Source organism: Pseudomonas sp. BF-R-01 (genome assembly GCF_019946615.1).
GTDB lineage: Bacteria > Pseudomonadota > Gammaproteobacteria > Pseudomonadales > Pseudomonadaceae > Aquipseudomonas > Aquipseudomonas migulae.
Genome location: NZ_JAGYFX010000150.1, coordinates 1 through 11,402 on the forward strand (window position 1 = coordinate 1; position 11,402 = coordinate 11,402).

At 60.7% G+C, this 11,402-nt stretch carries 9 protein-coding genes; 7 read left to right on the forward strand and 2 right to left on the reverse strand.

Annotated features, from left to right (window positions below; translation table 11 throughout):
• The first annotated feature begins 113 nt into the window (after nucleotides 1-113).
• Nucleotides 114-1,445 carry a CoA transferase gene (locus KGB27_RS29475; protein WP_223557265.1) on the forward strand — a complete coding sequence of 444 codons (1,332 nt, stop codon included), beginning with the start codon at nucleotides 114-116 and terminating at the stop codon, nucleotides 1,443-1,445.
• A 137-nt stretch (nucleotides 1,446-1,582) separates the two neighbouring features.
• Here the strand turns inward: KGB27_RS29475 and KGB27_RS29480 are convergent, their stop codons facing one another.
• Both KGB27_RS29480 and arcD (KGB27_RS29485) read right to left on the reverse strand, forming a co-directional pair.
• Nucleotides 1,583-2,446, reverse strand: coding sequence for a DNA-3-methyladenine glycosylase family protein (locus tag KGB27_RS29480; RefSeq protein ID WP_223557266.1), 864 nt, complete (start codon nucleotides 2,444-2,446; stop codon nucleotides 1,583-1,585).
• Entirely contained in the window at nucleotides 2,443-3,870 is a 1,428-nt protein-coding gene (gene arcD, locus KGB27_RS29485; RefSeq protein ID WP_008027826.1) for an arginine-ornithine antiporter, read from the reverse strand. The genes KGB27_RS29480 and arcD (KGB27_RS29485) overlap by 4 nt, the downstream gene beginning before the upstream one ends.
• Nucleotides 3,871-4,328: 458 nt before the next feature.
• Between arcD (KGB27_RS29485) and arcD (KGB27_RS29490) the strand changes: the two genes are divergently transcribed.
• The 6 genes from arcD (KGB27_RS29490) to KGB27_RS29515 all read left to right on the forward strand — a co-directional run bounded on the left by arcD (KGB27_RS29490) (nucleotide 4,329) and on the right by KGB27_RS29515 (nucleotide 11,334).
• The gene (gene arcD, locus KGB27_RS29490) at nucleotides 4,329-5,756 is read left to right on the forward strand and encodes an arginine-ornithine antiporter (protein WP_008038651.1); all 1,428 of its coding nucleotides are present in this window, start codon (nucleotides 4,329-4,331) and stop codon (nucleotides 5,754-5,756) included.
• 35 nt (nucleotides 5,757-5,791) lie between these two features.
• Complete coding sequence (gene arcA / locus KGB27_RS29495) at nucleotides 5,792-7,048, forward strand: arginine deiminase (RefSeq protein WP_008027822.1); 1,257 nt, start codon at nucleotides 5,792-5,794, stop codon at nucleotides 7,046-7,048.
• Nucleotides 7,049-7,117: 69 nt separating this feature from the next.
• On the forward strand, nucleotides 7,118-8,128 hold the full coding sequence (locus tag KGB27_RS29500; RefSeq protein WP_008027820.1) for an ornithine carbamoyltransferase: 1,011 nt from the start codon (nucleotides 7,118-7,120) through the stop codon (nucleotides 8,126-8,128).
• Nucleotides 8,129-8,317: 189 nt separating this feature from the next.
• Nucleotides 8,318-9,247: a carbamate kinase gene (arcC, locus tag KGB27_RS29505; protein WP_008027818.1), complete on the forward strand. Its 930-nt coding sequence runs from the start codon at nucleotides 8,318-8,320 to the stop codon at nucleotides 9,245-9,247.
• A gap of 12 nt (nucleotides 9,248-9,259) precedes the next feature.
• A complete protein-coding gene (locus KGB27_RS29510) occupies nucleotides 9,260-9,622 on the forward strand; it encodes a DUF5064 family protein (protein WP_008027817.1) in 363 nt (120 codons plus the stop codon).
• Nucleotides 9,623-9,825: 203 nt separating this feature from the next.
• Nucleotides 9,826-11,334: a sigma-54-dependent transcriptional regulator gene (locus tag KGB27_RS29515; protein ID WP_008027814.1), complete on the forward strand. Its 1,509-nt coding sequence runs from the start codon at nucleotides 9,826-9,828 to the stop codon at nucleotides 11,332-11,334.
• Nucleotides 11,335-11,402: the final 68 nt, after the last annotated feature.

Below are 11,402 nucleotides of genomic sequence, written 5' to 3' on the forward strand. Positions count from 1 at the left end.
CTGCCAGGTAGACCGCATCATCGTTCTTCGCGGGCAAGCCTCGCTCCTACAGGTTTCACCCGCATCATCAGCTGTTTGATCTATGCTCGGCCTCTCGTTCCGGAGGGCCTTCGATGACTGATTTACTCACGTCCATTCAAGCCGCACTCGGCTTGCCCCACACCCCGATTCCGTTCACCTCGAAGGGCGCCCTGCCCTCGGCGTTCGGCGTCACTGACCTGGCGAGCGCCAGCATTGCCGCTGCCGGCCAGGCGGTCAGCGAGTTACTGCACCAGCACACCGGTCGTTTGCCCAACCTTGAAGTCGACCGTCGCCTCGCCTCTTTCTGGTTCGCGACGTCGATCCGTCCCGTCGGCTGGAGCGTTCCTCCACTCTGGGACCCGGTGGCCGGAGACTACCCGACCAGCGACGGCTGGATCCGCCTGCACACCAACGCGCCTCATCACCGTGCGGCGGCCGAAAAAGTGCTCGGCGCCTGTGCCGACCGCGCCGCCGTGGCGAGCAAGGTTGCGCAATGGGCGAAAACCGATCTGGAACACGCCGTGGTCGAGGCCGGTGGCTGTGCCGCCGAAATGCGCAGCTGGGCGCAATGGCAGGCGCATCCCCAGGGCCAGGCGGTGAACTCTGAGCCACTGATTCAGCTCAGCGCCGGCAACCCTGAACCGCCGTCATCGTGGCAAGGATCGGTGGCGCGACCGCTGGCCGGGATCAAGGTGCTGGATTTGACCCGCGTGCTTGCCGGCCCGGTCGCCAGTCGCTTTCTTGCCGGCCTCGGCACCGACGTTTTGCGCATCGACCCACCGACCTGGAACGAGCCCGGTGTGGTGCCGGAAGTCACCTTGGGCAAACGCTGCGCACGCCTGGACTTGCATGACAAAGCAGATCGCATCCTGTTCGAAAGCCTGCTCAAGGACGCCGACATTCTGCTCCACGGCTACCGCGCCGATGCGCTGGAACGGCTGGGTTACGGCGTCGCCGAACGACAGGCACTCGCGCCCCGCCTGATCGACGTTTGCCTGAACGCCTACGGCTGGAGCGGACCATGGCAGAACCGCCGCGGCTTCGACAGCCTGGTGCAGATGAGCAGCGGGATTGCCGAAGCGGGGATGCAATGGAAGAAGGCGGACAAGCCGACGCCGTTGCCCGTGCAGGCGCTGGATCATGCCACCGGGTATTTGATGGCGGCTGCGGCGATCACGTTATTGGGACGGGGTGGGTCGGCACGGTTGTCGCTGGCGCGGACGGCGAAGTTGTTGATTGAACAGGGTGCGGGGACGAGTGAGCTGCTGCGGGCAGAGGATGAAAACGATCAGGACTTGCTGGTTGAACAGACGCCTTGGGGGCCGGCGCATCGGCTTCATGTGCCACTGAAAATCACCGGGACGCCGTTGCAGTGGGCGATACCGGCCTCCGAATTGGGTTCACATCGCGCGCAGTGGTGGTGACTGGACGGACGCCTTCGCGGGCAAGCCCGCTCCCACAGGATTGGTGTCGGACTCCAGTAATGAGCACGACTCAAAACCTGTGGGAGCGGGCTTGCCCGCGAAGGCGTCAGATCAGTTGCCCCAAATGCTGGATCAGCTCAGTCCGCCCGACTCAGTGATGTCCACAAAAGCTGCGCCGCATACCCTCGACAAGGTCGCCAACCTTCGGCCCGCGCCAACAACTCCCGAGCCGTCACCCGCTCCCCCTCAAGCGCCGACAACGCATTGATCAACCCAACATCCCCACCCGGAAACGCATCCATCTCGCGCAATTGTCGCAAGGCAATGTACTGTGCCGTCCAGTCGCCAATCCCGTGCAAAGCTAGCAACCGCGCCACACCACCCTCACGCCCCGGTTCAAACAACAACGGATCATCAAGCAACGCCTGGGCCACACCCGACAACGTCCGGCCCCGGCTTTTCGGCATGCCCAGCGCCGCCAGATCCGCCTGCGCCAATACGCCAGCCACCGGGAACACATGCGTGATACCGGGCAAAACCGACGCCAAAGGCGGCCCATATTGCACCACCAGTTTCCCTGCCAACCTGATCGCCGCAACCACGCTGATCTGCTGCCCCAACACCGCACGAATCGCCAGTTCCAGACCGTCCCACGTCCCCGGAACCCGCAATCCTGGCCGCTCGGCAATCAACCGCACCATCAACGGGTCAGCCTTCAGCGACCGATGAATCGCCGCTAAATCCGCATCCAGATCAAACATCCGTCGCAACCGCGCAACGATCTCCGGCACCGCCGCCGGGTCAGGAAAATCCAGCGTCACTTCCAGCGCATCGCCCGCCACCGGCCTTATCGAAAACGTGCCGTGAGCGCCGTCCAGGCCGATGCTGCGCGAATACACGCCATCCACCACCGTTTCCATTCCCGCCACGGCCCGCGCCGACAAGAAGCCCAGCATCGCCGGCCAGTCATAGGGCGGCTGATAGGCCAGCCGCAACCTCACAACGACAGAAATCCGCTGTACAAGCCATACGCCGCCAAACCGGCGCCGCTGATGACCGCGGTAAATATCCCTTTCTCGATCGCTGTAAACAGCGGTTCACCCTGCTCACGTTTGGCCTTGGCGAACAGAATCACCCCCGGCGCATACAACAACGCCGACAGCAGCAAATACTTGACCCCGCCGGCGTACAACAGCCACACCGCATAACTCAGCGCGATGCCGCCGATCAGCAAGTCCTTGGTGCGTTCCGCCGACGCGTGCTCGTACGTTTCGCCGCGCCCGCTCAGCAACACCGCATACGCTGCCGACCACAGATACGGCACCAGAATCATCGACGACGCGAGGTAGATCAGGCTGGTGTAAGTCCCGGCGGAAAACAGCGTGATCAGCAGGAAAAGCTGGATCATCACGTTGGTCAGCCACAGCGCATTGACCGGCACATGGTTGGCGTTTTCCTTTTTCAGGAAGGCCGGCATGGTCTTGTCCTTGGCCGTGGCAAAGAGGATCTCGGCGCAAAGCAGCGCCCAGGAGAGCAACGCGCCGAGCAGCGAAATCGCCAGGCCAATGCTGATCAACAACGCGCCCCAGGGCCCGACGATGTGTTCCAGCACCGCCGCCAGTGACGGATTCTGCAGGTTGGCCAGTTCCGGCTGGCTCATGATCCCCAGCGACAACACATTCACCAGCACCAACAGCGCCAGCACGCCAATAAAACCGATGACCGTCGCCCGGCCGACATCCGAACGTTTTTCCGCCCGCGCCGAATACACACTGGCGCCCTCGATGCCGATGAACACAAACACGGTGACCAGCATCATGTTGCGCACCTGATCCATCACGCCGCCGAAATTCGGGTTGCTGCGGCCCCAGATGTCACGGGTAAAGATGTCGGCCTTGAACGCCACGGCGGCGATGACGATGAACATGATCAGCGGCACGATCTTGGCCACGGTGGTCAACTGATTGATGAACGTCGCCTCCTTGATCCCGCGCAGCACCAGAAAATGTACGGCCCACAGCAGGACCGAGGCGCAACCGATGGCGATGGGCGTGTTGCCCTGGCCAAACACCGGAAAGAAGTACCCGAGAGTGCTGAACAGCAGAACGAAGTAACCGACGTTGCCCAGCCAGGCGCTGATCCAGTACCCCCACGCGGACGAGAACCCCATGTAGTCGCCGAACCCTGCCTTCGCGTAGGCGTACACCCCGGAATCCAGCTCGGGTTTGCGATTGGCCAGCGTCTGGAACACGAAGGCCAGCGTCAGCATTCCGACGGCGGTGATGGCCCAACCGATCAATATCGCGCCGGCATCGGCACGGGCGGCCATGTTCTGCGGCAAGGAAAAGATCCCGCCGCCAATCATCGATCCAACCACCAGCGCGATCAGTGCGCTCAGGCGAAGTTTTTGCGTCGGTTGCGACATGCCTGCGTCTCCATTTTTCCCGATGTGACCGGGGAATGACCACGGCCGGGAAACCGTCACATGGTTGGTTTTAACTAAATAGGTACAGCGTAATAACGTTTATTAGAAAACGCCAAGTCATGTCCGTTATTTATAGCGGATGATTCTATTAGCGTCTTGGCAAAGAGCGAATTTGTGGGTCAATCTTAATTAATCGATTCCATACCTGAAACCGGCGTCAAAAATTTGCGGAACGCAGAAAACGAACTAGCGTAAAAGTTCCAAGCAATTGGAGTTATTCCTTTTGTATGAGTCGAGGCCTCTGGACCGGGCTTTTCCGGAAATACCGTTATGCCCGGAAAAGGTTCATAAGTCTTTCATTAACAATGGAATGTAGCCATGCACTGATCTAAGTCAGCTGACTGAATTGCTAACAGAACTACTCTGTTGTCTCTCTTCTCCTGCATTGGAGTCATGCAATGTCTGAATCCCCCGGAAAACTGAAACTCGGTGCACTTGTTGCGTTGGTTGTCGGCTCTATGATTGGTGGCGGGATCTTTTCTTTGCCCCAGAACATGGCCGCCAGTGCCGACGTCGGCGCGGTGCTGATCGGTTGGGCCATCACTGCCGTAGGCATGCTGACACTCGCCTTCGTGTTCCAGACACTCGCCAATCGCAAACCTGACTTGGACGGCGGGGTCTACGCCTACGCCAAGGCCGGATTCGGCGACTACATGGGTTTCTCCTCCGCGTGGGGTTACTGGATCAGTGCCTGGCTCGGTAACGTCGGTTACTTCGTCCTGCTGTTCAGCACCCTCGGCTACTTCTTCCCGATCTTCGGCGAAGGCAACACCGTTGCCGCTGTGATTGGTGCGTCGCTGCTGCTCTGGGGCGTGCACTTCCTCGTGCTGCGCGGGATCAAGGAAGCGGCGTTCATCAACCTGGTGACCACCGTCGCCAAGGTCGTGCCGCTGCTGCTGTTTGTGCTGATCGCGATCTTCGCCTTCAAGCTCGACATCTTCACCGCTGACATCTGGGGCGTGAAAAACCCCGACCTGGGCAGCGTGATGAACCAGGTGCGCAAAATGATGCTGGTCACCGTCTGGGTGTTCATCGGCATCGAAGGCGCGAGCATCTTCTCGGCGCGGGCGGAAAAGCGCAGCGACGTCGGTAAAGCCACCGTGATCGGCTTCATCACCGTGCTGTTGTTCCTGGTGCTGGTGAACGTGCTGTCGCTGGGCATCATGACCCAACCGGAACTGGCAAAACTGCAGAACCCGTCGATGGCCGCGGTGCTGGAGCACGTGGTCGGTCACTGGGGCGCGGTGCTGATCAGCGTCGGCCTGATCATTTCCCTGCTCGGTGCGTTGCTGTCATGGGTGCTGTTGTGTGCGGAGATCATGTTCGCCGCCGCCAAGGACCACACCATGCCGGAATTCCTGCGCAAGGAGAACGCCAACCATGTGCCGGTCAATGCCTTGTGGCTGACCAACGCGATGGTGCAGCTGTTCCTGATCATCACGTTGTTTTCCGCCAGTACTTACCTGTCGCTGATCTACCTCGCCACTTCAATGATTCTGGTGCCGTATCTGTGGTCCGCGGCTTATGCACTGCTGCTGGCGGTGCGCGGCGAGAGTTATGAAAACGACTCGGGCGAACGCTCGAAGGATTTGCTCATCGGTGCCATCGCGGTGATCTACGCGGTCTGGCTGGTCTACGCAGGGGGCACCAAATACTTGCTGTTGTCTGCCCTGCTCTATGCGCCCGGGGTCATCCTGTTCGCCAAGGCCAAGCGAGAACTCGGCAAACCGATTTTCACCAACGTCGAGAAGCTGATTTTTGCAGCCGTCATCGTGGGCGCCCTGGTGGCAGCTTACGGGCTGTATGACGGCTTCCTGACCCTGTAATACCCGATTGTTTTGTCATCTGGAGGATCACTGTAATGACCACGGAAAAAGTTAAGTACGGCGTACATTCCGAAGCCGGCAAACTGCGCAAAGTCATGGTTTGCTCCCCCGGCCTGGCCCACCAGCGGCTGACCCCGAACAACTGCGACGAACTGCTTTTCGATGATGTGCTGTGGGTCGCCCAGGCCAAGCGTGACCATTTCGATTTCGTCACCAAGATGCGTGAACGCGGGGTCGACGTGCTGGAAATGCACAACCTGCTGACCGACATCGTCGCGATTCCTGAAGCCCTCGACTGGATTCTGGAACGCAAGGTCACCGCCAATTCGGTCGGTTTGGGGTTGATCGATGAAACGAAGTCATGGCTGCGCAGCCTGGAGCCGCGCAAGATCGCTGAATTCCTGATCGGCGGCGTCTCCGCCGATGACCTGCCGGACAGTTTCGGCGGCAAGACCATCCAGATGTTCCGCGATTTCCTCGGCCACTCCAGCTTCATTCTGCCGCCGCTGCCCAACACCCAGTTCACCCGCGACACCACGTGCTGGATCTACGGCGGCGTGACGCTGAACCCGATGTACTGGCCGGCGCGCCGTCAGGAAACCTTGCTGACCACCGCCATCTACAAATTCCACCCGCAGTTCACCAACGCCGACTTCGAAATCTGGTACGGCGATCCGGACCAGGAACACGGCAGTTCCACCCTTGAAGGCGGCGACGTCATGCCGATCGGCAACGGCGTGGTGTTGATCGGCATGGGCGAACGCTCATCCCGTCAGGCCATCGGCCTGTTGGCCCTGAACCTGTTCAAGAACAAGGCCGTGGAAAAAGTCATCGTCGCTGGTCTGCCGAAGTCCCGCGCAGCCATGCACCTGGACACCGTGTTCAGCTTCTGCGACCGCGACCTGGTGACGATTTTCCCGGAAGTGGTGAATCAGATCGTCGGCTTCACCCTGCGCCCGGATGAAGGCAAACAAGGGGGCATCGACATCCGTCGCGAAGAAGGCAACTTCCTCGACGTGGTGGCCAAGGCATTGAACCTCAAAGCGTTGCGCGTGGTGGAAACCGGCGGCAACAGCTTCGCCGCCGAACGCGAGCAGTGGGACGACGGCAACAACGTGGTGGCCGTGGAACCCGGCGTGGTCATCGGCTATGACCGCAACACCTACACCAACACCCTGCTGCGCAAGGCCGGTGTGGAAGTCATCACCATCAGCGCCGGTGAACTGGGGCGCGGCCGTGGCGGCGGCCACTGCATGACCTGCCCGATCATCCGCGACCCTATCGACTACTAAACGACCATCCCCCCGGCCGCACTGACCCGGTAGCGGCCGGGCCGATTACCGAACTCAAGGAGAATCATCATGGCGTTCAACATCCACAACCGTAACCTGCTCAGCCTGGAGCACCACACGCCCCGTGAGCTGCGTTACCTGCTCGACCTGTCCCGTGACCTCAAACGCGCGAAGTACACCGGCACCGAGCAACAACACCTCAAAGGCAACAACATCGCGCTGATCTTCGAAAAAACCTCGACCCGCACCCGTTGCGCCTTCGAAGTCGCGGCCTATGATCAGGGCGCCAACGTCACCTACATCGACCCGAATTCCTCGCAAATCGGCCACAAGGAAAGCATGAAGGACACCGCCCGCGTACTGGGGCGCATGTACGACGCTATCGAATACCGTGGCTTCAAGCAGGAAATCGTCGAGGAACTGGCCAAGTTCGCCGGTGTGCCGGTGTTCAACGGGCTGACCGACGAATACCACCCGACGCAAATGATCGCCGACGTGCTGACCATGCGTGAACACGCGGACAAGCCGATCCACGAAATCAGCTACGCCTACCTGGGCGACGCGCGCAACAACATGGGCAACTCGCTGCTGCTGATCGGCGCCAAGCTGGGCATGGACGTGCGCATCTGCGCGCCGAAAGCCCTGTGGCCCCTTGATGACCTGGTCTCGCGCTGCAAGAAATACGCGGAAGAAAGCGGCGCCCGCATCACCTTGACCGAAGACCCGAAAGCAGCGGTCAAGGGCGTGGACTTCATCCACACCGACGTTTGGGTGTCGATGGGCGAGCCAGTCGAAGCCTGGGCCGAACGCATCCAGCAACTGTTGCCCTACCAGGTCAACGCGGAACTGATGAAAGCCACCGGCAACCCGCGCACCAAGTTCATGCACTGCCTGCCGGCGTTTCATAACAGCGACACCAAGGTCGGTAAACAGATTGCCGAGCAGTATCCGCACCTGTCCAACGGCATCGAGGTCACCGATGACGTGTTCGAGTCGCCAGCGTGCATCGCCTTCGAGCAAGCGGAAAACCGCATGCACACGATCAAGGCGATCCTGGTGTCGACCCTGGCTGACCTGTAACGGCTGACCCGGTTCCTCCTGCAGGCACACAACCCCCTGTGGGAGCGAGCCTGCTCGCGATAGCGGAGTAACAGCCAACATCATTGTTGAATGTGAAATGGTAATCGCGAGCAGGCTCGCTCCCACATTGACCGGGTTTCGACAGAGGAACCGAGTCGCTCGTAATCTCTTTATTGAAAGGACTGAATCATGCGTATCGTCGTTGCTCTGGGCGGTAACGCCCTGCTCCGCCGTGGTGAACCCATGACCGCGGACAACCAACGCGCCAACATCCGGATCGCCACCGAACAGATCGCCAAGATCCATGCCGGCAACGAACTGGTCATCGCCCACGGCAACGGCCCGCAGGTCGGCCTGCTGTCGTTGCAGGCGGCGGCCTACACCTCGGTGTCGCCTTACCCGCTGGACGTGCTCGGCGCCGAAACCGAAGGCATGATCGGCTACATCATCGAACAGGAACTGGGCAACCTGCTGGACTTCGAAGTGCCCTTCGCCACGCTCCTGACCCAGGTCGAAGTCGACGCCAACGACCCGGCCTTCCAGAACCCGACCAAACCCATCGGCCCGGTGTACGCTAAGGCCGAAGCAGAAAAACTCGCCGCCGAAAAAGGCTGGGCGATTGCCCCGGACGGCGACAAATTCCGCCGCGTGGTGGCCAGCCCGAGACCGAAACGCATCTTCGAAATCCGCCCGATCAAGTGGCTGCTGGAAAAAGGCAGCATCGTGATTTGCGCCGGCGGTGGCGGCATTCCGACCATGTACGGCGCTCATGGCAAGCTGCAAGGCGTGGAAGCGGTGATCGACAAAGATCTGTGCTCGGCGCTGCTGGCCGAACAGCTGGACAGCGATTTGCTGGTGATTGCCACCGACGTCAGCGCGGCCTTCATCGACTACGGTAAACCCACACAAAAGGCCATCGGCCAGGCGCACCCGGACGAAATGGAAAAACTCGGCTTCGCCGCCGGCTCCATGGGACCCAAGGTTCAGGCAGCCTGCGAGTTCGCGCGCCATACTGGAAAGGTCGCGGTGATCGGTTCACTCTCGGACATCGAGGCGATCGTCCAGGGCACGGCCGGCACCCGCATCAGCACGGCAAAACCTGGCATTACTTATTTATAAGGAGAACCGTCAATGGCACAGTTCGAGCCCGGTCACCTGCACATTGAGCGCCATGCACTGACACCGGACGATGTCAGCTACAACGTGCACCTCGACTATGAAGTCAGCAAGAATCCCAAGGGGGAGAAAGGAATTCAGTTCACCCTGCATGGCAGTATTCAAGGAAAGGACGTGAAGGAGCCCTTCTTTCTGCGCAAGGAGGAAGCCTACAACTTCGCCAACAACGTAACGAAAATCGCCGAGAAGTACGGGATTCCGAAGACCCATAGTCAGATCGGCTCGGTTCACAAGCATTACGATCTGATGTTCGAAGACATCCGCAAGCAGTTGGATATGAAATCCGGCGACCCGGTGAACATCGAACACTTCGAATAACCCTATTCCCCTGGATGAACGCTGTACCTGTGGGAGCGGGCTTGCTGGCGATGGCAACACCTCGGTTTTTCAGATGCACCGAGGCGATGCGATCGCCAGCAAGCCGGCTCCTACAGGTGGCGATCCCATCAGCGGATTTCACCTGAACCCCTCCTCCAAGGCATACTTGCCACCCTCCGCACGTCAGATAAAAAAACCGCCCCATGCGTATCCACGTCAGCTTCATCGACCGCGTCGGCATTACCCAGGAAGTCCTGGCCCTGCTCGGTGGGCGCAATCTCAATCTGGATGCGGTGGAAATGGTTCCGCCCAACGTCTACATCGACGCCCCGACCCTGAGCCCGGACGTGCTCGAAGAGCTGCACGACGCCTTGCTCAGCGTGCGCGGCGTGCAAGCGATGACGGTGGTCGACATCCTTCCCGGCCAACGTCGACACTTACAACTCGATGCGCTGCTCGCGGCCATGACCGACCCGGTACTGGCCCTGGACAGCGCCGGCAAGGTGCTGCTGGCCAACCCGGCATTGATTGCCTTGTACGGTCGCGAACCGGCCGGTGAAAGTGTCGCTGACCTGTTTGCCGATCCCGCATTGCTCGACGCCCTGCTGGAACACGGCTTTCGCCTGCCGCTGCGGGAGATCACCGTCAACGGCCAGACTTTGTTGCTGGACGCCACGCCGATCACCGACGCCGGCGCCCTGCTGACGCTGTATCAACCGAACCGCATCGGCGAACGCCTCTCGGCGCTGCACCACGACCATGCCGAAGGGTTCGATGCGCTGCTCGGCGAATCCCCGGCGATTCGTACGCTCAAGGCCCGCGCGCAGCGGGTTGCAGCCCTCGATGCGCCGCTGTTGATCCAGGGCGAAACCGGCACCGGCAAAGAACTCGTCGCCCGGGCCTGTCACGCCATCAGCGCGCGGCACAGTTCACCGTTCCTGGCACTGAACTGCGCGGCATTGCCAGAGAACCTCGCCGAAAGCGAGCTGTTCGGCTACGCCCCCGGCGCCTTCACCGGCGCGCAACGGGGCGGCAAACCGGGGCTGATGGAATTGGCCAACCAGGGCACGGTGTTTCTCGATGAGATCGGCGAAATGTCGCCGTATTTGCAGGCGAAATTGCTGCGTTTCCTCAACGACGGCAGCTTCCGTCGGGTGGGCGGTGATCGTGAAGTGAAGGTCAACGTGCGGATCCTCAGCGCCACGCACCGCGATCTGGAAAAAATGGTCAGCGAAGGCTCGTTCCGCGAAGACCTGTTCTATCGCCTCAACGTGCTCAACGTCGAAGTCCCGCCGCTGCGCGAACGCGGTCAGGACATTCTGCTGCTGGCGCGCTATTTCATGCAGCAGGCCTGCGCGCAGATTCAGCGACCGGTGTGTCGCCTGGCGCCGGGCACTTACCCGGCGTTGCTGGGCAACCGCTGGCCGGGCAACGTGCGGCAATTGCAGAACGTGATCTTTCGCGCCGCGGCGATTTGCGAAAGCAGCCTGGTGGACATCGGCGACCTCGACATCGCCGGCACCTCCGTGGCGCGCCAGAGCGACACAGAAGTCGATAGCCTGGAGCAGGCGATGGAAGAGTTCGAAAAGACCCTGCTGGAAAAACTCTACGTCAGCTACCCCTCCACGCGGCAACTGGCCAGCCGCCTGCAAACCTCCCACACCGCAATTGCCCATCGGTTGCGTAAGTACGGGATTCCCAATAAGCCGTAATCCCATGCTTACCACCGACCTGTAGGAGCCGGCTTGCTGGCGATGGCGATGTTGAAGACGCCATCGCC

What these genes read in the sequence shown, in the direction of transcription:
- arcD (WP_008038651.1), top strand. Translation starts at nt 4,329, where the DNA reads ATGTCTGAATCCCCCGGAAAACTGAAACTCGGTGCACTTGTTGCGTTG.
- KGB27_RS29475 (WP_223557265.1), top strand. Translation starts at nt 114, where the DNA reads ATGACTGATTTACTCACGTCCATTCAAGCCGCACTCGGCTTGCCCCAC.
- arcD (WP_008027826.1), bottom strand. Translation starts at nt 3,870, where the DNA reads ATGTCGCAACCGACGCAAAAACTTCGCCTGAGCGCACTGATCGCGCTG.
- KGB27_RS29515 (WP_008027814.1), top strand. Translation starts at nt 9,826, where the DNA reads ATGCGTATCCACGTCAGCTTCATCGACCGCGTCGGCATTACCCAGGAA.
- arcA (WP_008027822.1), top strand. Translation starts at nt 5,792, where the DNA reads ATGACCACGGAAAAAGTTAAGTACGGCGTACATTCCGAAGCCGGCAAA.
- KGB27_RS29510 (WP_008027817.1), top strand. Translation starts at nt 9,260, where the DNA reads ATGGCACAGTTCGAGCCCGGTCACCTGCACATTGAGCGCCATGCACTG.
- arcC (WP_008027818.1), top strand. Translation starts at nt 8,318, where the DNA reads ATGCGTATCGTCGTTGCTCTGGGCGGTAACGCCCTGCTCCGCCGTGGT.
- KGB27_RS29500 (WP_008027820.1), top strand. Translation starts at nt 7,118, where the DNA reads ATGGCGTTCAACATCCACAACCGTAACCTGCTCAGCCTGGAGCACCAC.